Genomic DNA, 21,884 nt, shown 5'->3' on the forward strand with positions numbered 1-21,884 from the left:
GAATGGAAATGGTTGAACAAACTGAAACAATACAAGACAATAATGAAGCTAAAAATAAAATTGTGATTGTAGGAAATGGTCTTGATATAAGTATTGGATTGAAAAGTTCTTATGAACAATTTATTGATTATATAAAAGATAGAAATCACTTTATTGAAGATCTGGAACTGTATGAATATAACCGTCTCTTTTTAAGAAGTTATGAAAACTTTAAATTGAATTGGTCTGATTTTGAAAGTTTATATGAAGAGACGGTTAGAAAGGTTAATAAACGTATGTCTCAGCATGAGGACTTACATGATTCCTTTGAAATCACAGTGATCAATGATGCAATAAAAAAATTGGAAAAAGATTTTTATGATTATATTTCTGATGAATACCAGCGATGGTTGCAACAAAATACTGTAGTCCAAAATGATTCAACATTTAAAAAGTTTTCAATGAAAATAAATCCTGTCATAAAAGAACTTCTTAGTGACGATGATACTTTTTTTATTAATTTTAACTATACAGAAACATTAGAGGATATTGTTGAGGATGTCATATTTGAAAAAGTTCAGAAAGACAGTAGTATCGATGATAAGCTCAAAAACCGAGTAGCTAATAATCAGATTAGAAAGGCTAAAAACAGAATTGCGCACATTCATGGAAGCATTGATGAAGATAATATTCTTTTTGGAGGAGGATTTGCTGACAGAGAGGATACGGCAAATATCCATTATTCAAGATCATTATTAAATGATAAGTTATTTAGAATTAAGGAAAATAACAAATTGAATATTACAAGGAAAACCATCATGGAGGAGTTAAACAAAAAAGAAGATGACTTTGATTTGTACATAATGGGACATTCTTTGCAGGGAAGTGATTTTACTTTTTTAAGTAAAATACTGAAGAATGCTAAAAGGGTTTTTATTTTTTACTACGAAAACGATTATGCTGCAAAAATGGAAGAGCTCATAAAAAGACTAGGCTCATCTATTATAGAAAAAGTTACTTTAGTTCCTTTTGTAGAAATTTTATTTGAAGACAAAGATGTGCTAATTGATAATTATAATAAGTATGAGACAATTTTGCCTTTCATGGAAAATAAGTTTCCAAATGAACAGATCTTAAGAAACCTATCTTTAACTACATGTCATTTTAGCTTTAAACATATATCTGAATTAGCTATTACACCGAATAATATTAACGTAGTTGTAGAATTAATAAATAAACTGTATGAAAAAAAAGTAAAGATATCAGTAAAGAAATTGTCATTTTCAGGAGAACTAGAAGAGTGTGCTTTCGAAAATTTTAATAGTTCTAAAGCATTTATTGACCTTTTAGGATCTGTAGAACGAGTGTCGTTTGAAAAAACAGGCATTGATATTGGCTTCTTAAAAATTTTATTAGACAAATCCAAACGATTAAGCCATTTAACACTAGATGATTGTACTTTGTTGAATAATGACTATCAGGAAGTTGATTTATCCGTGTGTGAATCTTTAACACGTTTAGAAGTAAGAGATTGTATATTTAATCCAGAAGATTTAGAAAAGTCGGTTAGTTTTGGTTCTAGTAACGCGGAACATTCTGTTGAAAAATTGGTTATTGATACAAATACGAATATTATTTTTGATAATTCTATGTTTGAACAAGCAAAGAATTTAATCGACTTGTCAATTACACTTTCCGATACAGATATTCATTCAATTGAAGGGTATCTAAAAAATTTAGAGATCTTGTTTATTGATTGTTCCGCAGCATCTTTTCCAAAGCTAACAGTGGGAGATAAAATCAAAGAAATAACAATTGTAGGTTACCCTAGAGAACAGCTCAAGCTCTCATCAATTTTAAAGAATACTGAGGTATCACTGGGATTTCCAAAATTTCAAATTTTGCAATTAAATAGTGCAGACAATATTACAGATTTCTCCCAAATTGATATCGATGTATTTGTGGATATTTTTTCTCGAAATATCAAATTAATTCTTGATGGTCATAACATATCAATTGAAGAATATTATAATACGTATAAGCCACATCCATCCCAAACATTCTTAACGGAAACAAAGGATATAGTGAGAAAAACGTTGTTAGCTACTTTTAATAATGATATATATGCTTCGAACAATGTATTGGAAGAATTTAAAAACTGGTATGATGAAATTTCGAATCTCTCATTTGAAGAAGAGGATAGTAAATTTTTGGATTTTTTGGAGCAAAGAATAGCAACTACTTACCCTAAAGAGGGAGAAACAGTGGCGCCCGAAATAGATAGTGCAGATACAGGAAAGTTTGCGGCAAAGGAAGCGTCACATAAATATGGGACTACTCATGAATCCTTAAAAGTAACGGATGGAAATTTTTTAGGCAGAATTGATAAAAAAGAAAAATCGTCTCAGTATGAAGATAATCATCTGATTTATGGTAAGAATATAGGGAAGCATGCTATACAGGAGACTTCAGAAAATTTTAAGATTTCTAAAATAACTAATTCTATAATTGATTATTCAAAAAGAAACATTACAAAATCTGAGGTAATCAATCTCTTGAAACAAAAAGATAAGAAAGAGTTCATCATTGATTTATACGATAAAATTTTAAATAGCATAACTAGTCCTATCGATAAAGAAGTAGTAAACAACCTGAAACAACAATACTTTGGTAATGAAGTAGCTAGCATTTTAAGTGAATTTTCTCACGAATGGTGTGTTTCTGAAGAAGACCTAGAATTATCTAGTATGCAGTATAAAAAAGGAATGGATACAATCCCTAATTTAAGAAAAATTATCGAAAATAAAGATTTTGAGGAATATAAAAAGAAACACCCTGAGAGTAATATCTTCAAATATTCGCAAGAATTAAAACACAATTGGCAGTCAGTACTTGAGAATAAACTGATTTTTATTAAAGAAGAACTCGAAGTATAAGTGTTACTTTAAAACAACATTCAATAGCTGCAAAGGAGGACAAGTACTTGGTGCTTTATCAATTAAGCAATCAAAAAATGGAAGAGATTGAAGAAGAAGTTTTTGTGAAAGAAAAACAGTTACAAGCCATTATCGAAGAAAACTTAGAGATTTTGTTTAATTTACTCTTTGTAGCCTCTGAGTTTCCTGTAGGGAATTTTCGTTTAGATACTGTTGCCTATGATCCTGATACAAAAAGTTTTGTGATTATAGAGTATAAAAAAGGAAAGAGATACAGTGTCATTGACCAAGGATATGCCTATCTTAATACATTATTGGCTCATAAGGGTGAATTTGTACTTAAGTACAATGAGCGTTATCCAGAAAATTTAAAACGAATTGACGAGATTGATTGGTCTCAGACACGTATTATTTTTGTCGCTAATGAGTATACAAATTATCAATACGGAGCAGTCAACAATCCCAATCTACCTATCGAGTTGGTCATTGCGAAAAAGTACAAAAATAATTTGATCAATATAGAATCTTTAACAAAAACAAACAGCACTATTGAACCAATTAAGAAGGTAGAAAAGGCGTCTTCTGAGCAAGGGCTATCGAAAGAAATAAGCATTTATACAGAGCAAGAACACCTGCTAAAAGGATCAGAAGAGATTCAAGAATTGTATTTAGAATTAAAAGAAATTATATTGAGCTGGGATAGCGACATTAAGGTAAAAGCTGTGAAGTTATACAATTCGTTTAAACTCAAGCGAAACATCGTTGATATTCAAATCCAAAAAAATGCTTTGAAAATTTGGATTAATCTAAAGACAGGTCAGTTAAATGATTCACGAAATGTGGCGAGAAATGTGAGTGAAATCGGACATTGGGGAAACGGGGATTATGAGATCGTTATAAAAGATAATCGAGAGATTGAGTATATTGCTAGTTTGATTAAACAGTCTTGGATGAACTATAAAAATCAACAAGGAGAATAGTATATGACGGGCATTCTTCTTTGATTTTTATCTAATAGAGTATCGGTTCATTTAGTTTAAATTCTGAAATTTAATACGTGTAAGTCTCGCTATAATCTTGAAGGTCTTTTCAAGATTATAGCGAGACTTAGTATAAAATAAGAGTCATATTACATAGAGAATGTAAAAAAATCTGCTATTTCAAACACGTTTGCTTCAAAATAGATTACATGCACTCTAAGTAAATATATGAAAAACCAATTCTCTATCAAAAACTCTTATCCCTAAAAAACGAAAGGAACTACACCTACCATGCAAAACCAACCCTCTTCAATGGAACGGATCAATAAATTCCGAGATGATCGCAATTGGCGACAATTTCATAATGAAAAAGATCTAGCTATTTCTATCTCCATCGAAGCCGCCGAATTGTTGGAGATTTTTCAATGGAAAACACCTAAAGAAGCCACTCAAGATTTCGAACATTTAAAAGAAGAAATTGCCGATGTTCTGATTTATTCCTATATGCTGGCAGACAATTTGGGTCTTGATATTGATGAGATCATCAAAGAAAAGCTGGAAAAAAACAACATGAAGTATCCGGTAAAAGAAAGTAAAGATTCGAAAAAGAAGTATAATGAGTTGTAACAAAAAAAGAAGCAAGGACGTTGCAAGTTCTTGCTTCTTTTTTTGATGGAATAGTAGCAACAATGGCTTTCTGAATTCATCAGTGATTGGTTACGAACGTCAAAAATCTGACATAATTGAGAAAGTTGAAGATAACTTCAAATTGGTTACATTTTTTCGGAAATTTGAAGATAACTTCAAATAAGCCCAATTTTTTATAAAAAATGAAGTTAGACCTACTGTCTGCTCGAGCAAAAACAAGATTATCCTATCCGAAAATGAAGACAAGATCATCGGGAAAAAATCGGCAACAATGAAGGGCGTTTTCTATCAAAAAGATTTCTCCCCAAAAACCTAAAAAACCTATTGCCCCCCAAGCCCACTTACTGTATAGTAAACAAGAATATTTCATGAAAATAACCAAAAATAACTAATTAAAAAGACTTTGTTATTGAAAATTGCGATTAAACGATGCTGTAAACGGAATGTAAGAAGGAGAAAACAATGACGTATTTAACAAACAATTTTGTGAATTGCATGATCACTTTAGGGTTTATCTTCATCCATCTATTTTCAAATGTTATCTCATCCAGAAAACTAAACGTGCAATACATGAGCTCCTTTGCCGCTGGGGTAGGAATCTCCTATGCGATCGTTCATCTATTGCCCCATTTGGCGTATTTTCAAACGGTGTTGATTGATGAATTTGGCTGGGACTCGGGGATTTTTTATAGTCATGGGGTCTATGGCATCGTTTTGTTTGGCTTAGTCTTCAGTTACGTGATCTACAAAATCGATGAGCGGACGTTTATGGTGTTAGAAAAGAAAGACATCACCAGTGCCAAAAACGCCTTTTTTTGGTCGGATATCGCTTTTCATGTGATTTATAATATTATGATCGGCTATATCGTGATTGCCAATACGCTATCAGAGCGTTTCTACATTTTGACCTACTTTATCGCTTTTGGTTTGCACTTTCTCATGAACGATTGGTTGCTCTATCACCATCATGGTGCCCTTTATAACAAATATGGCCGCTTTGTGCTTTCCTTCAGTATTTTCGCGGGAGCGGCGTTCTCCCTCTTTGTATCATTGCCCTACTATTTGGTGGTCATCATTGAAGCCTTGATCACCGGCGCTTTGCTGGTGAATATCATCAAATTTGAGTTACCCAATGAAGGGGAAGGCAGTATTCGTGGGCTATTGGTAGGCACGATCTGCTCTGGAATTTTGTTTGTATTTGTCTAACGCGAAAAGGAGGACTGAATCATGGATGATTCGGTCCTCCTTTTTTTATAAATACGCAAAGTAATTACTATTTTCTATTTCAATCGAACAAATCACAATAGTTTTTTATTTTTTTGACCATTATTTACAATTTTGTTACGATGTTCGCTTGCTTTTCCCAAAAACATTCTATAAAATGTAAGCGAATAGAAACCAAAAAAATAGGCACCTCGTATCTCTGCGCCAACAGATTTACGAGGCCCTGATCAGTCACACCCTTAAGACGGATGACCAATCAAGTTGCCATAGTTGATCGCCAAAGGCATCAACGTGTTTATTGTACCCGATTTCCTTGTCGATTTCTAGTAGATTCAGGCAGGTTTTTGGGCAAAAACCGTGGGATGCTGGACGCTTATTTTGCTATGCCAAAGGCATTGGACAATCTTGTCCAATGCCTTTTTTGTCGTTTGAAACGGTTCATGCGCAGGATCGTTTGCGGCAAATAAAAGGTGTGAAGATCAGTTGAGAACAGTTGCATGGAAAATAGGCAGTCATAGTTGAGAAATCCAATGCCTTGCGTTCTTACTGTGTTCATAGCAATAGCGTTTTGGCGATCAGCACTTCAATCCTAGGTTCTTGAAGGTGGCAAGCCTTGGTTTCTATTCACACTTCGAAAAGATACCTGAACGCACTCTTTCAGCGATCTTTTAAGGTTAAGGAGGAAGCTTATGAAGGATTCGTTAAAGAAATTTATGGAAGAAAAAATGCTGCCATGGGGAATGAAAATTGGCAGTGAAAAGCATCTAGTTGCCATCCGTGATGGACTTGTCACCACGATGCCTTTGATTATTATCGGTTCCATTTTTGTTATTTTATCCAACGTTCCATGGGAAGGCTTTAACCTATTTGTTACTAGTATTTTTGGCGGGGAATGGCGCAGCAAATTAGACTTTGTCGTCCAAGTGACCTTTGGTGTGATGGCGCTGTTCAATTCCTTTGCTATTGCGTATAGTTTAGCAACCACTTACCGCGTCAGCGGTTTATCTGCCGGTGTATTGGCAGCGTCGGTTTTTCTTTTAGTCACTCCGATTGAAGATGGCGGCATTCAAATGTCTTATCTTGGTAGCCGCGGGCTGATCGTAGCAATCATCACTAGTCTAATCACGGCGGAGATTTTCCGATTATTCGTACAAAAGAATATCGTGATTCGCATGCCAGAAAACGTTCCCCCGGCGGTCAGTCGCTCCTTTATTGCATTGATCCCCTCATTCTTTTGCCTCTCGCTTTTCTGGGTGATTCGTTTATTAGTGGAATCATTCGGCAACACGAATGTTCATGATCTGCTGTACAGCCTTGTGGGACAACCTTTATCGATCATTGGCGGAGGCTTTATAGGTGGTCTATTTGCCATTATGTTTACGTCATTGTTTTGGTCAGTGGGCATCCACGGTTGGGACTTGGTCTTGAGCGTCCTGCAGCCGACATGGATTCAAATGATCGATGAAAATCGGATCGCTTTTCAAAACGGCGAAACGATTCCGCATATCATCAATTATACCTTTATGAATACCTTTGTCTGGATTGGCGGTAGTGGGGTGATTTTGGGCTTGGCGATCTTGCTATTAGTCAGAAGTAAAAGTAAGTATTTAAAAGAGTTGGGGAAACTCGGATTTCCATCAACGGTTTTTAATGTCAATGAACCCATCATGTTTGGGTTGCCTGTTGTCATGAATCCATTGATTTTGTTCCCATATATTCTGACGCCGGTCGTGTGCTATGTCATCTCTTATACGACAGTTGCCATGGGGATCGTCCAACCTGCCGTCGTTTTGGTTCCCTGGTCGATGCCGCCAATCATCGGCGGTTATCTAGCCACAGGCGGACATATTTCGGGGGCAATCTTACAGCTGGTGAATCTGACGGTTTCTATCGCCATCTATTATCCATTCTTCAAAATGCTAGATAATCGGACATTAGCCAGTGAACTCGGTTCAGAAAGTGGGGCATAAAATGAAGACAAAACGATTATTGAATTGCACGGCAGCTGATTTTAAATCATTTGATAAAGACCAACTATTGGAAAGTATCCGAGGAAGTGCCGGTCGGACGATCGTAGCAGAAAATGATGTCCAAATCGATCCGATGTCTAGAGGAATCACTAATGCTGAATTCGTCGCTGCATTTGGGGCGGATTTGATTTTGCTGAACCTTTTTGATTGCGAAAACGGCGCTATCAAAGGTTTACCGACAACGGATGACCCGATTCGCTTTTTGCAGTGCTTAACGGGGCGGCCTATTGGGGTCAATCTTGAGCCTGTCGACGATTGTGCGGAACAGATGGAACAGTTGACAACTATCGCTACTGGGCGTTTGGCAACAAAGAAAAACATGGCTCGTGCAGAAGCACTTGGATTTGATTTTATCTGTCTGACAGGAAATCCTTCCACTGGCGTTTCAAATAAGGAAATCACAGCGGCAATCAAACAAGCAAGAGCCATTTTCTCTGGGATCATTATTGCTGGAAAAATGCACGGAGCTGGTGTCAATGAACCCGTGTTAGATGAAGAAATTGCGTCTGCGTTCATTCAAGCTGGAGCCGATGTTATTCTTGTACCCATTGCGGGCACGATTCCTGGGCTGAGTGAACAACACATGAGTGATCTAGTGGCCTTTATCCACCAAAAAGAGAAGTTGGTCATGGGCACCATCGGTACTACACAAGAAGGTGCAGATATAGGCACGATCCGTGCCTTGGCATTGACTAGCAAACGTGCCGGTTGCGACCTTCATCATATCGGAGATGCGGGTTTTTCTGGGACCGCTGATCCCGAGAACATCTTGCAACTATCCATCGCCATCAGAGGTAAGCGCCATACCTATCACCGAATGGCCGTCTCAGTGAATCGATAGGTGGAACAAATCGGCACATGACTATGAAATGCAAGAAGTGTTAGAAGAATTTTTCGTTGAATGTTGAATAATGAAGCAAGACCGAAACAGAGAGTGAACTCTTTGTTTCGGTTTTTTATAGTGAGTAGCATTGAAGTGTGGATAAAGTGTTTTTATAATAAATCTATCGGAGGTGCGTATGTTTAAGATAGGTGAATTTTCAAAGCTCTCTCAAGTGAGTATCAGAATGTTGCGTTACTATGATGAGATGGGTCTATTAAAGCCCGATAGGATTGATATGTTTACTGGTTATCGACTGTATTCGGCTGCTCAATTGCCTGAACTCAATAAAATACTCTATTTACGTGATAGCGGCTTTAGTGTAGCAGAAATTGCGGTGTTGCTGAAAAACCAAGAGCAGGACTTCCTTGCAGAACAATTAGAAAGAAAAAAAGATGAAATTGAGACAACTATAGAGGTGGAAAAACAAAAATTAATCAAACTAGAAGTGGCTAAATTAGAATTGACGAAGGAACGAACAGAGCGCCGTTATCAGGTTACAATGAAAGCAGTCCCGAGTTATCATGTGCTCTCCCTTCGCAAAGTCATACCAAATTATTTTTCTGAAGAGGAACTGTGGAGAGAACTAGCCACTTTTATGGAAAATCAGAAAATAAAGAATTTCGGACAATCATTTTCGATTTATCACGACCAAGAGTTTAAAGAAAAAAATGTCGATGTTGAATTGTGTGTGCAAGTGAAAGCAGGCCTGCAGGTAGATTCCAAAGTATTTTCCATCTACGAAACGGAGGCAGTGCCAATTATGGCGTGCACGATGGTGTACGGTGCATTCTCCAACATAGCCAACGTCTATTTGTCCTTGGCTGAGTGGCTACAAGAACATCCTTATTACCAAATGGACGGACCAGACAGGCAAATCGTGCATCGCGGTCCTTGGAATGAGAAGGAAGAACGTAATTATTTGACTGAAATACAAATACCGCTCATAAAACGTTGAGTAGCAGATTTTTTCTGTTTTTTCTTGACTCTCACACTGTGTCAGGCACTATTCTGAGAGCACAAAGAGGAAATGGAGGAAAGAAAATGACAGAATATAAACTACAACCGATTGGGATCATTCAAAACAATGAGGAAGGATGCTTGCTCAAGCTTAAGAAAGAATATATTCCAGCTTTAGCAGGGATTGAAGGATTTAGTCACCTTCAATTAGTATGGTGGTTCAGTGATTTTGCGGATGCAAAGTATCGAATGATTTTGGATGCTGAGCAACCCTATAAACATGCGCCTGAAAAAATGGGGATTTTTGCTACGAGATCACCCATCCGACCAAATCCAATTGCATTAAGTGTTGTTCAAGTATTATCAGTCGATGTTGAGAAAGGAATTCTTTCTATTCCTTATATTGATGCAAACGACCAAACGCCACTAATAGATATCAAACCGTACACACCAAGTTTGGATCGAGTAGAAGTGCCCAGAGTTCCTTCCTGGTGCCATCATTGGCCGAACAGTTTAGAAGAATCTGCTGATTTTAATTGGGAAAATGAATTTAATTTTTAGAGGATGAAAAAATAGAGGAATCAATCGGAAGATTGTTGGCGCAACAATGAAAATTTAAGCAATGTCGATGTTCGATTCAAGTAAAGAAAAAACGCGGTTTGTTTTTAAGGGATATCCTCCGCTATAATTGGGGGGAACATTAGGAAGAGCGAAAGGAGTACACCACATGCTAACAGGAAACAAAGTCACTTTAACCCCTGCGGAAATCAAAGATAAAGAAGCGGTCTATCAATGGTGTTTTCACTCTGAAACCACAAAGTATCATTCTGGACCACCTTCTTATCCTAATGCACCGATCGCCACTGAAGCAGAGTTTTTTGAGGACTATCAAGAGTATTACTTTACTGGTGCCCAACCGCAAGATGGCAGAGGCTTTTTGATTCTACATGCAGGTGAACCTATTGGCTTTATTAGTTACTCCTCGTCTCATCTAAAAGACGGCATAGCAGAATTGGATATCTGGTTGAATCGAGAAGCTCATTGCGGCAAAGGATTTGGTACCGATGCGATCGTCACCCTCGGTGATCATTTACATGAAACATTCGGCATTCAAAAATTGATGATGCGGCCGTCGAGAAAAAATATCCCTGCAGTCAGATCTTACGAAAAGGCTGGTTTTACGCAATCTACCCAAGACCTTGCTGACTATTTGTTGGAAGAGTATCTTGCTTTATATGCCGAAGGGGATTATGGGGCAGAAGAAACGGTGACATTGATCAAAATGTTTCCGTCAACTGTATTGAGCTGATCTGGCTGATCTGGCCGATCTCTAACATTCGGCTTCAAACGATTAAAGGTTATTTCATGAAAACAGTCCATTTCACTTTGCAAGCAAGGGGAAATGGACTGTTTTTTACCTTTTAGCAATTTAAGGTCATTCAAAATACTCCTTCTTCGCTCTATCTTCTAACTTCGTTCGCACTCTAAATTCCTTCCTATGCAACAGTTATTGAAAAATTGCATAAGCCCTCTATCCTTGCTATTCCAACATTGAGAACAAAACATAAAATAAACATAGTTTTTTACAAAATTCCGAGAAACAGCGAGAATGTTTGTGCTATAATGGTCGCTCACTGTAAAAATTCAATAGAATCTGGGAGGGTATAGCATGCAGGAATACATTACGATCCACAACGCCAGGCAGAACAATTTGAAGGGCTTTGACTTGAAGATTCCCAAAAGAAAAATCACGATTTTCACGGGTGTCTCTGGTTCTGGCAAGTCATCGATCGTCTTTGACACGATCGCACAAGAAGCTGGTCGACAGCTGAATGAGAACTTTTCGAAATTTGTCCGCAACTTTTTGCCAAAATATAGCCAGCCAGATGCCGATGCCATCGACAATCTTTCGATGGCGGTAGTAGTTGATCAAAGCCGTTTAGGCGGCAATTCCCGCTCCACATTAGGGACGATCACAGATATCAATCCTTTGATCCGCTTGCTCTTTTCTCGTCTTGGTCAACCGTATTTAGGTCCTGCATGGAATTTCTCCTTCAATGACCCTCATGGGATGTGTCCCACTTGCGAAGGGATTGGGCGGATCGTCGGGTTAGATTTAGAAAAGGCACTGGATCTTGAAAAGTCCTTGAACGAAGGGGCGATCCTGCTTCCTGGCTACAAAGTCGGTTCTTGGCTACTGAAGTCCTTCACCAACACGGGCTTTTTTGACAATGACAAGCCGTTGGAAGAATATAGCGAAGAGGAAATGAACCGCTTTTTGTATGCCCAAGGAGAAAAAATCGATTCCTTGTATATGGAAGGCATGAGTTCCACCTATGAAGGCTTAGTCGCTCGTTTTAATCGCTCCAATATCAAAGGTGGCAATGAAAGCTCCGCTGCTACGCAGAAGAAAATCGCTTCTTTCATGAATGAGCAGAAGTGTCCTGACTGTCAGGGAAAGCGATTCAATCCACAAGTACTCGCGTGTAAAATCGCGGGCTATTCGATTGCGGACGTTTTGGCGATGCAAGTGGATGAACTATTGACGGTTCTTCAAGAAATCTCGGAGGAGAGTGTCCAACCCCTGCTTCAAAACATCCAAGCGAGAATCACTGATCTGATCAATATCGGGTTGGATTATGTTTCCTTAGACCGTGAAACAACGACGCTTTCTGGTGGGGAAAGTCAGCGGGTAAAAATGGTCAAACACTTGTCTTCTAGCTTGAACGATGTGATCTACATTTTTGATGAACCGAGTATTGGGCTGCATCCAAGGGATGTCCATCGATTGAATGAATTGTTAGTCAAACTACGGGACAAAGGGAACACCGTCATCGTAGTGGAGCATGACCCAGATGTCATTAAAGCAGCCGATCACATTATCGATGTTGGTCCTAAAGCTGGAAAAAATGGCGGCTATATTACTTACGAAGGAACCTTTGAAGGTTTGCTGCGATCAGATACACTGACTGGCAAAGCCTTTGGACAGATGGTGGATTTCAAAGAAGCCCCTCGCAGAAGCCAACAGTTTATCGAAACGAAAAAATCGACGCTGCATAACTTGAAAAATACAGCACTGCGGGTGCCATTAGGGGTATTTACGGTGGTGACCGGTGTCGCTGGTTCTGGAAAGAGCAGTTTGGTAAATGGTGTTTTTGCCAAAGAATACCCTGAAGCCATTACGATCGATCAATCAGCGGTGGCGGGGAATATTCGCTCTAATCCTGCAACCTATTCAGGAATCATGAATGACATTCGCAAGTTGTTTTCGCAAGAAAACAAGGTTTCAGCAGGTCTTTTTTCCTACAATTCCGAAGGTGCTTGTGAAACGTGTAAGGGCCACGGGACCATCAAGATGGAGCTGTCCTTTATGGATTCCGTCGAGGTTTTGTGTCAGGCATGCGGCGGCAAACGGTTTAAAGAAGAAGTCTACCAGTATCGCTTGAAAGGCAAGTCGATCGATGAAGTCCTTGCCATGAGTATCACGGAAGCGGTGGAGTTTTTTGAGGAAAAAGCGATTCAAAGAAAACTAAAACAGATTTTGGCTGTAGGTCTAGGATACATGACCCTCGGACAGCCATTAAATACCTTGTCTGGCGGTGAATGCCAACGACTGAAGTTAGCAAAAGAATTAAGCAAAAAAGGCAATATCTACATTATGGATGAACCAACGACCGGATTGCACATGGCCGACATCAAAAGCATTTTGGCGATCATCGAACGATTAGTAGAAAAAGGCAACACGGTGATCGTTATCGAACACAACCTTGAGGTCATGAAAGCAGCGGATTGGCTGATCGATGTCGGTGTTGATGGTGGGATTCGCGGTGGTGAAATCTTGTACGAAGGAACCCCAGACCAACTGATCAATTGTCAATCGTCGATTACTGCGCAGTATTTATTTTAACGAAAAAGCCAAGACTAGCCGTAAGTAGCTCTTTTCATCGAGTGTTGCTTGCGGCTTTTTTTCATTCCATCGAAGAAGCGATTACAAGTTAGAAAATAAAATTCAGAACGCTATTTTTTTCATTATTAGTAGGTTTTTTGATAAAAATACTGTAAATTTGAGTATATAATTACCAAATAGTGGTCTATTTATGTAATAGTATAGAAAAGAATCTCTTGAAAAAGGAGTGGAGTGGATGAGAGAGCTGCAATTGGCCTTCATCAGCAACCGCACAACCGCGCGGTTGTTTCGGCTGTTGAGTACGATTGAGCGAGATCGGGTGTTTACGATTGGCGACTTAGCTGAGCGCAATCAGGTAACTCAGCGGACGATTGCCAATGATATCAAATACATGAAAGAATATTTTGGGGACAGTATAGTTCTTGTTTCCGGCAATAGCGGGTTTGTTTTCGAAGAGAAAAAGCCTGCAGAATATCAAAAAAGAAAACAAAGTTTGTTAAAAAATGAATGCTTATTTGAAATTATCGGGAATATCTTTCATGGCAAGTTAGCTAAGGTGGATGAGCTAGCACATCATTACCATTTTTCAGAGAGTACATTTCGGCGCTTACTTAATCAGCGCAACCCTATTTTGAAAAGCTATGGCTTACAATGGACCTCCAATCCTTTAACGATTGAAGGAAGCGAAGCCAACTTACGTAAGTTTTTCAAAGATTTTTACTATGAAGGGGTCGAAACGATCTATACATTGGTCCCAGACCAAGCATTGCATGACTTGATTTTAGGGCAATTGGATGACAAGTTCGGCTATTATGAAATCGGATCTGGGGCGACCCCCGCAGCGTTTTACTATACGTTTTATATTGCCATCAAACGCGCGAGCCTTGGCTATCATATCACTGTGCCCAAAGAACTGGTCAGGCAAGCGTATAAAGGGAATAGTTTCGCCAAACTTTATTCCTTGAAAAAAGGCATTGAAGAAATCTATCAGACCCAGTTGCCCAAAGAAGAATTTGCTTGGATTTACTTGGTCACCCTGTGTAAGCGAACCTTGGATCAAGAAGAACGAGAGCAAAAATTTTACCGTCAGTTTCATCAAGGTACAGCGATTGCAAACGTGGCCGAATTGTTTCTGCAGAACCATGATGTGCCCAAAGAGCAAGCCATTACGGTGGCGACGTTTTTACGTTCTTTCTTTTTATCGAGGAAAATAAACCATGCGATTGCGCCGGTTTTGAACAAGGAAATGGATGATATCAAAGAAGTGATCATGCGTTCCAACAGCGAGAATTATCAAAAGAACTTACAATTTCTTAAGGAGCAGAGCAAAAAACTCTCTTTGTCTAGTGCTTACTTAGAAGACATCTGTGTCAGTTTAACAATTTATAGCGAGTTGATTTTCGATTATTACGCACCAGCAAAAACCATTTATTTTCTCCTAGAAGGAGATCATTTTGTGTGCCAGCACATTCAAACTCGAGCAATCCAGCGGTTTGGCAGCAAGCACGAGTTGACCTTTGTGCAGCTGCAATATTTAACAAAGAAGACGCTAAATGGATCACATATTGATTTGATCGTGACCAATTACAATCGCTATCTCGTCGATTACAAAGTCAAAACAGATTATTTATTATTAAAATCTCTTCCAGATGATCGAGATTGGGAACATCTTGAACGGAAAATAAACCCGTATCAAAAACCGCTTTTTTAAACCCATTCCCGTACCTTTCACACAGTGAAAGAGGTAGGTTATTTATTCATCTATTTCAGGTGTTTATGAAAATAATGATTTTCTTTTGCTAAAGCACCACGCTATTCTTAGTTTAGTAAGGACCACGCGTGATACACTTACAGTTTTTTTCGTCTCAATAACCTTCGTTTTTAAGAAAACGGAACTCGTATGTAGATATTATTTTACAAAAACCCAATCTAACAACTTTCTTCAGACATTTGATTCGTCCAAATGTCTTTTTTTGTCGTTCCCCCAAAAACGAAGAATATTGAGACAACTTTGTGTGAAAAGGAGGAGGCTGTTTCTTAGCTTCAACCTTCTTGACGCACCAAAGACTTGAAGAAAGGAGGATATGATGAAACTACTTACATTGTTTTCTGCAGTATTCCTACTAAGCAGCACGGCGGTCAACACGACGCTGGCGTTCCAGCAAGTTGCTTATGCAGAAACAGAGTCACTTTCTGAAGAGACGCAACACTCCTCAACTGAGGAAACCACTAATTCTGCTGATCGATCGGAAGACCAAGAAACAACCGAAGAAAGCAGTGAAGAACAATCTTCTTCGGAAGCCACGGATGATTCCACGACAGCTAGCCAAGAAGAAGCAGAGGAAAATGAAGCACTGCCCGAAGCAGAAACGCCAGATAGCTCAGAAGACGAAGCGGAAACAGAAGCTGAGAATGAGCAAATCGAAAGGTTTGATGCTGAAGCTTCAGCGGTCGCATTGACTGTAGCAAGTGAGGCGCAATTGCGGGCAATTTTACTTGGGGAATCCTTCACCGATGAAGATGGCACGGAGTATCATTACGAAGAAATCGCCAATGATCAATCCTTGGTGCTTACTTTTGCCAACAACTTGGCATTAACTGAGCCAATCAGTGGTATCCAACGGGCAGACGTTACTTTTCGTAGTCATGATACACCTGTGATCGTTTCGCAGACGGCGGCAGAGAACCTGATGCAGTTTGCGGCACCTGTTCAACTGACTTGGCAAGGGGTGCAACAACAAGGCATTCAGTCGGCGCAAGGGCTGGCTCAAACAACTGGGGCTTCAACGATTACCTTTGAAGATACCCAACTGGAGCTGACCACTACCGCAGGACGCGTGGTGAATAACAACCAAGCACATCTTCATTTCAAAGGAACCAATGTGGTGACGACAGCGACGTCTTCCATTCCAACGTTATTCACGGCTGAAGGACTCTTGGTCGAAGGCCAATTGACGATCAATCATCGCTCATCAAATGCCACACCAATCTTTGAAATGAATCAAGTAGCAGTGGCTAGCCAAGCTGAAATTTCTGTCACCCGAAGTACCAACAGCAATACTGGCACTGTCTTTCACATGACAGGTACCGCAGCAAGCCTTGATTTTGGTCAAGGAAGTATGACCACGATTCGCCAATCTGGCGCAATGGTTTCTCTACCAAATGCCAATCAAGATAGTCGGTTGACGCTAGCAACCGGGGCAACACTAGATGTTGGCACGGGACAGGGGCTTTCTGGTAATTCCACCAGCACGCTAGGCGAAGTAAGGTTACAAGCAGGGAGTCAGTTAAAACTATCTGAGTACGGGACGGTCAGCGGGACGCCCGCCATCAATGTCGGACACCGCTTCATCGTTGAAAATAGTACCGCGGACCAACCTACCATTATTGAAGGAACGCGGACGGGCACAACGACCGGAGCTTTTATCCAGCTCCAAAGTGTAAATTCCTCCATCGATTTTGGGGAGAATACACAAACGCGAATATCGCAGCATGGACCGATGTTTACGGGTGTGGCTAGTACCACGATAGTGATTCAAGACCACGTGAAAATGAACAATCAGCATAGCAACGGGTTTAATGGCAACGTAGCAGTCAACAGTATTGCGATTGGTGATCAGGTGGATATAACCATAAGTGAACCTAGTAATGCCACTGTTGGTCAAGCGTATCGAACCTTTTTCGCAACGTCTTCGGTTCAAATCGGAAGTCATACAACAATTGACGTGCCGAGAACGCGAACGACCTCTTCAGCAAGTACATCGAATGTTGTCATCGGCTTAGCATCAAGCAACGGGAAAATCACCATTGGTGACTATTCTGAAATAGCCGTGAACCAGCGAGGGGCGTTTATCAACGCAAGTTTGTCCCATGTCACTTTAGGGAAATACTCAAAACTAACGGGCGTATTAGGGAATGGCTTTACCGCTGGAACGATGGTCGATCAATTTGAGCTGCTTGAAGGGGCTGAAATCAATGTTGCTGAGCATTCAACGAGCACAGCAGCCAATTCTTTTTCCGTGCAACGACGTTTCTTCCTAGGAGAAAAAGCAGCGATCAATTATTCTCGCACATCATCAGCAGCCAATCCTTTCATTGCACTGGGTTCAACGTCGACGGCTTCACAATTTTTGTCAGAAGCAAATGCAACCATCACCCTCAATCAAGTAGGACCATTGGTGACTGGTCGCAGCACAACAGATATCTATATTGGTGAAGCAAATACGATCAGCCTACAAACCGCACAAGGCTTTACCGGTGGTACCTCATCTGCTGCTTCTTCAACCATTCGCCGGTTGCATGTGGGCGATCACTCTGAAATCACCGTTTCTGGACGAAGCAATGCAAATGTTGATTTTTTCCGGTTTAGAGAAGAAATCAAACTAGGTCGTGAAGCGGAAGTAACGGTCAATCATACAACGCGACAAGCTGCACGAGCCGTTTTTCGTTTAACCTTGGCGAATTCGAAATTTACGATGGAAGAAGGAAGTAAAGTCGAAGTTGATACTGGTGGACGATTTCTACAGGGAGTCGGAACAACAGATCTGTTATTCGGCGAAAATTCCTATACGAGAATAAACGCTGCTAGAGGAATGACAGGAAACACCACTGTTCGTTCAGTTACGCTTGCGCAACATGCTGAAGTGCATTTGACAGAGCCAACAACGACGGCGATTCAAAATTCAGCAACAAGTCAAAATTATTCCAGAATCCGAGTATCACAAAGAGTGGAGTTGCAAGACAATGCTACCATGACGTCAAGAAGAGATCGAACGACTTCAGATTCCCGATTTATTTGGTTGACTGCTAGTAATTCATTTGTTCGGATTGGTAAAGGGGCTACCCTCGACGTGGATCAATCTGGAGGAATCTTTAGAGTAACGACTTCCTCTAATTTCATTCTCAATGATGAGGCAACATTTAAAGGTGTTGCGAGAGGTTTAAATACTCAGGCGGGAGGCAATGCCTCAAGCAATCATTCGAATTCATTTGCGAATATCACAGTAGGGGCCAGAGCTAATTTTTCCATGACCGATAATCGGACAGGCATGGGAACATCGGCGGAATTTATCAATCGCCCGTTAGTCAATGTGCGGAATTCATTTTCGGCAGGAGAAGATTCTACGGTTGTATTGGAAACCATAAGAAATAAATCTGAAGTTCTTTATTTCAGACTTGCCAATGCACGATTGAATATAAACAATGTGAATTTGTTTGAAATTAGTCATCCTACGACAAGAACTGGTCAAGCCAATGCGCAATTGCAGCGTTTGATCCGATCTGCACAAAATACGGTTGCGAACGGTTTGAGAATCAATGTTGCGAGTCAAAAACTAGCAGTTTGGGAAAATGCTTCTTTAGATGAACCAACAGAAGAATTTATCAATATTTCCGGAACGATGCGAATCAATCGAAATGGGGGGAATACATTCCCTTATGGCGGCACAGGAAATGGCGAAGCGCGTTCCAGATTACTGAGTGGCGAGCAATTAGAGGGTTCTTTGGAAAGTCTGGAAAAACAAACGGATATTTACCAAGTGATTGCTAAGAATAACTTCAATAAGATTCGTTTTTCAGAACCAGAAGGCCTCATTGCCAGAATTGATGCATTGAGTGATCAGTCGACTGAAATCACTGGTTCCATGTACGAGGATACCGATGTCACCTTGATCTCTTATACAAATACCGATGGAGAAATCGTCGAATTGGACAAAAACTCTGAACGAATCGAATGGGGCGACTATCGGGATGAAAATCAGCTGTATCGCTATTTCCGCATTCCCTTAAGAGAAAATGAGCGATTGGAAACAGAGACAGAAGTGTCGATTTTCTTATCGAAACCTTCGATTGAGACCTATGTCGATGTGACCGCTCGTCAAACCGTGATTAAAGGTTTGAATTTTGAAGCATACAATATCACTTTAGATCGCTATAAAATTAATGAATTAAGCACGCAAGAAGAATTAGATGCTTTGATCCTTCAAGAAAGTCGCGCGCAAGCCGTAAATGTGTTGACGGAAGCGGATATGACGGATGACTTTCGCATCGTAGAAACGGATCTTACACGAGAAGTGGACGAAGACGGCAGTTACTTCGCTGTTCTTGAGGTGGGGAATAAAGCCTACCAGATGACCATCGGTATCGATGTGACATCGAAACTGGAGCATATGCGAGTGACGATCCCGACCAAAATGGTCTTTGAATCCTTGTACAATACGGCGGAATCGAATCGTAATTTTGAAAGCCAAGCGTATGAGATCCGCAATCAATCGCCACTTGCTGTGGATACCTATATCAATCAATTGGCGATCGATGATAGTGCCGGAATCGTCTTGTTAGAAGAGGGAGAAGATCCCCTCGATTACGCTGAAAGTGAAAGCGAAGAGGAAGACCCAACCCTTACTTATGACGATATCTCAACCCCGCTGTTGCGATTGAACCTAAAAACGGAAGAAACCCAGATTCAACTCTATGAAGCGATGGAAGAACAACACTTGGTTCGCTTAGAAGAAAGAAGCCGCGTGCCGATTTCTTTAACGGGGGATTTCTATGGGGACTATCCCCAGTGGGTCGTTGATTCAGAAGCCGATCAAGGCGGGTATTATGAAGACTTGCTTGTACCGAATTATCGCATCGTCTTACGCTTTGTTCCACGAGACTAAGAAAAAAAGATCGTACCAAATGTGAAGGAGGTGAATCCATTGGAGCAAACGAATCAAACCGAAAACAAAAAACGACGGAAATGGCTCTGGTGGTTGTTGCTATTGGCCGTACTTGCCGGTGGACTCGGGTACTATTTCTATCAATCAAAAGAAGCAGTTCCGTTGATCAGTGCAGACCTTTTGCCTGAATCTGGCGATGCCACCGATCAGCGATTATCTGAACGGGCGCAGGAAATTGCAGATGCGAATTATTTCACCCTGCAAATCAATCCAGAAGCCATTTTTGAAGATGGTCAAAGCACGGGATCCATCGAAATCGTTAATCCAGGCACCAATGTGTACCCAATCGCCGTGGATATCTCTTTACTGTCGAGCGGGGAAGTCATCTATTCTTCCGGTGCGATCTATCCAAATCAATTTGTTGAAAATGTCGCCTTGGCGACACCATTGGCAAAAGGCGAGTATCCTGCCAAAGCCACCATCAATATTTATGACCCTGAAAGCAAAGAAAAACAAGGGGTCACTGAAGCTGAATTAACGATTATCGTTAAGAATTAAAAAAAGGAAAAGTGAGGAAATAAAAATGAAAAAATTTGTAGCAGCTATTCTAAGTACAGCAACGATCGCAGGAGTAATCGCAAGCGGCACCACCGCTTTTGCGACACAAACTATTGACGGACGTGAAGGCGATACGTCAGGAGATGTCCAAGTAAACGGGATCATCGGTGAATTCGATAATACAACACCTGGACCAAATCCCGATGATTTGAACCAATGGATCAATGTAACGATTCCAACGACTGCTTTGTTCTATACGACAGAAGCGTCAAGTCATACAGAGATCGTTTCGCCTACGTACACGGTGACAAATAACTCAGCAGTTGGTGTGATCGCTTCTGTTGCAGGTGTTGATACACCATTGAATATGTCTGAAGTAGACTTGTTAAACGTAAACGGGATTGAGTTGTTTGAAAACGGCACACCAACTGTAACAGAAACAGAATTGTTTACCCTTGAAGGCAACCAAGGAACGAATGAAGGGACGTTTGCGTTCACTGGTGAAGCAACACCTGTCAATGCATCAGAAGAATCAAACCCAAGTTTCAAATTGGTCTTGAGTTTTGCGCCGGATGTAGAGGAAGACTAAAAACTGAAATCCCAGTAAAGAAGGGATCTATCGTATGAAAAAACGAAAAAGAATCATTTTTTTCATCGCTGCATTACTGGCTCTGACTGTCTGGGATCTATCAGAAACCGTTGTCGCAGAGGCGACAACAGGGCAGGTCACTGTGACTGGTCGAATTGGTGAAACAGCGAAGGAAGAGGAAGAAGCAGACGATGACAATAAGAAAACGATCGTCGCAGATGCTTCTCAAATCGGACAAGGGAAATTACCGCAAACAGGTTCTTCAAACACCACTCGTTTGATCATCCTTGGGTATGCACTCTTAGTACTGTTTGTCATTGCAGCGACAAGAAAAAAGAAGCACGGTGAAAGCGTCGCTCCTTAACTATCGTCATCGCTAGAAGCGTAAAGGAGAAACTGTGAGGAAAACTTACAGTTTCTCTTTTTTAATGAAAGAGTAGAGCGGATAAAAAATGAATCAAAAAGGTAAGCAGTCCTTAGTGATACCACAAACGCTGTATAAGTGAGGTCAGTGATAGTTTTGAAAGGATA

Annotated in this window: 15 protein-coding genes; all 15 read left to right on the top strand. The window is 40.2% G+C overall.

Annotated features, from left to right (window positions below; translation table 11 throughout):
* Positions 1–2: 2 nt before the first annotated feature.
* The 15 genes from IGI86_RS02520 to IGI86_RS02590 all read left to right on the top strand — a co-directional run bounded on the left by IGI86_RS02520 (position 3) and on the right by IGI86_RS02590 (position 21,717).
* On the top strand, positions 3–2,915 hold the full coding sequence (locus IGI86_RS02520) for an AbiH family protein (RefSeq protein ID WP_429946411.1): 2,913 nt from the start codon (positions 3–5) through the stop codon (positions 2,913–2,915).
* 50 nt (positions 2,916–2,965) lie between these two features.
* The gene (locus tag IGI86_RS02525; protein WP_430617939.1) at positions 2,966–3,895 is read left to right on the top strand and encodes a DUF5655 domain-containing protein; all 930 of its coding nucleotides are present in this window, start codon (positions 2,966–2,968) and stop codon (positions 3,893–3,895) included.
* Between the two features lie 291 nt (positions 3,896–4,186).
* Positions 4,187–4,522, top strand: coding sequence for a nucleotide pyrophosphohydrolase (locus tag IGI86_RS02530; protein WP_034857870.1), 336 nt, complete (start codon positions 4,187–4,189; stop codon positions 4,520–4,522).
* 483 nt (positions 4,523–5,005) lie between these two features.
* Positions 5,006–5,749 (top strand): hypothetical protein, encoded by a 744-nt coding sequence (locus IGI86_RS02535; protein ID WP_008377866.1) that lies wholly within the window; start codon positions 5,006–5,008, stop codon positions 5,747–5,749.
* Between the two features lie 707 nt (positions 5,750–6,456).
* Positions 6,457–7,737, top strand: a complete 1,281-nt coding sequence (gene celB, locus IGI86_RS02540) for a PTS cellobiose transporter subunit IIC (protein WP_086332993.1) — start codon at positions 6,457–6,459, stop codon at positions 7,735–7,737.
* A gap of 1 nt (position 7,738) precedes the next feature.
* Positions 7,739–8,638: a PEP phosphonomutase gene (locus IGI86_RS02545; RefSeq protein WP_086332994.1), complete on the top strand. Its 900-nt coding sequence runs from the start codon at positions 7,739–7,741 to the stop codon at positions 8,636–8,638.
* Positions 8,639–8,816: 178 nt separating this feature from the next.
* On the top strand, positions 8,817–9,635 hold the full coding sequence (locus tag IGI86_RS02550; protein ID WP_430617717.1) for a MerR family transcriptional regulator: 819 nt from the start codon (positions 8,817–8,819) through the stop codon (positions 9,633–9,635).
* Between the two features lie 86 nt (positions 9,636–9,721).
* Positions 9,722–10,198, top strand: coding sequence for an SAM-dependent methyltransferase (locus tag IGI86_RS02555; protein ID WP_081118989.1), 477 nt, complete (start codon positions 9,722–9,724; stop codon positions 10,196–10,198).
* Positions 10,199–10,364: 166 nt separating this feature from the next.
* Complete coding sequence (locus tag IGI86_RS02560; RefSeq protein ID WP_086332996.1) at positions 10,365–10,946, top strand: GNAT family N-acetyltransferase; 582 nt, start codon at positions 10,365–10,367, stop codon at positions 10,944–10,946.
* Between the two features lie 360 nt (positions 10,947–11,306).
* Positions 11,307–13,544 carry an ATP-binding cassette domain-containing protein gene (locus tag IGI86_RS02565; protein ID WP_086332997.1) on the top strand — a complete coding sequence of 746 codons (2,238 nt, stop codon included), beginning with the start codon at positions 11,307–11,309 and terminating at the stop codon, positions 13,542–13,544.
* Between the two features lie 235 nt (positions 13,545–13,779).
* A complete protein-coding gene (locus IGI86_RS02570; protein WP_430617718.1) occupies positions 13,780–15,255 on the top strand; it encodes a helix-turn-helix domain-containing protein in 1,476 nt (491 codons plus the stop codon).
* A gap of 373 nt (positions 15,256–15,628) precedes the next feature.
* Entirely contained in the window at positions 15,629–20,206 is a 4,578-nt protein-coding gene (locus tag IGI86_RS02575) for a hypothetical protein (RefSeq protein WP_430617719.1), read from the top strand.
* Between the two features lie 39 nt (positions 20,207–20,245).
* Positions 20,246–20,764, top strand: a complete 519-nt coding sequence (locus tag IGI86_RS02580) for a hypothetical protein (protein ID WP_034871937.1) — start codon at positions 20,246–20,248, stop codon at positions 20,762–20,764.
* A gap of 25 nt (positions 20,765–20,789) precedes the next feature.
* Positions 20,790–21,353, top strand: a complete 564-nt coding sequence (locus IGI86_RS02585; protein ID WP_008377887.1) for a hypothetical protein — start codon at positions 20,790–20,792, stop codon at positions 21,351–21,353.
* Between the two features lie 34 nt (positions 21,354–21,387).
* Entirely contained in the window at positions 21,388–21,717 is a 330-nt protein-coding gene (locus tag IGI86_RS02590; RefSeq protein WP_008377889.1) for an LPXTG cell wall anchor domain-containing protein, read from the top strand.
* The last annotated feature ends 167 nt before the right edge of the window (positions 21,718–21,884 follow it).

This window comes from Enterococcus sp. AZ188, assembly GCF_050544075.1.
Lineage (GTDB): Bacteria > Bacillota > Bacilli > Lactobacillales > Enterococcaceae > Enterococcus_D > Enterococcus_D entomosocium.

Bases quoted from the DNA above. Each gene is read 5' to 3' on its own strand.
- IGI86_RS02520 (WP_429946411.1), top strand. From the start codon at position 3: ATGGAAATGGTTGAACAAACTGAAACAATACAAGACAATAATGAAGCT.
- IGI86_RS02530 (WP_034857870.1), top strand. From the start codon at position 4,187: ATGCAAAACCAACCCTCTTCAATGGAACGGATCAATAAATTCCGAGAT.
- IGI86_RS02535 (WP_008377866.1), top strand. From the start codon at position 5,006: ATGACGTATTTAACAAACAATTTTGTGAATTGCATGATCACTTTAGGG.
- celB (WP_086332993.1), top strand. From the start codon at position 6,457: ATGAAGGATTCGTTAAAGAAATTTATGGAAGAAAAAATGCTGCCATGG.
- IGI86_RS02545 (WP_086332994.1), top strand. From the start codon at position 7,739: ATGAAGACAAAACGATTATTGAATTGCACGGCAGCTGATTTTAAATCA.
- IGI86_RS02550 (WP_430617717.1), top strand. From the start codon at position 8,817: ATGTTTAAGATAGGTGAATTTTCAAAGCTCTCTCAAGTGAGTATCAGA.
- IGI86_RS02555 (WP_081118989.1), top strand. From the start codon at position 9,722: ATGACAGAATATAAACTACAACCGATTGGGATCATTCAAAACAATGAG.
- IGI86_RS02560 (WP_086332996.1), top strand. From the start codon at position 10,365: ATGCTAACAGGAAACAAAGTCACTTTAACCCCTGCGGAAATCAAAGAT.
- IGI86_RS02565 (WP_086332997.1), top strand. From the start codon at position 11,307: ATGCAGGAATACATTACGATCCACAACGCCAGGCAGAACAATTTGAAG.
- IGI86_RS02570 (WP_430617718.1), top strand. From the start codon at position 13,780: ATGAGAGAGCTGCAATTGGCCTTCATCAGCAACCGCACAACCGCGCGG.
- IGI86_RS02575 (WP_430617719.1), top strand. From the start codon at position 15,629: ATGATGAAACTACTTACATTGTTTTCTGCAGTATTCCTACTAAGCAGC.
- IGI86_RS02585 (WP_008377887.1), top strand. From the start codon at position 20,790: ATGAAAAAATTTGTAGCAGCTATTCTAAGTACAGCAACGATCGCAGGA.
- IGI86_RS02590 (WP_008377889.1), top strand. From the start codon at position 21,388: ATGAAAAAACGAAAAAGAATCATTTTTTTCATCGCTGCATTACTGGCT.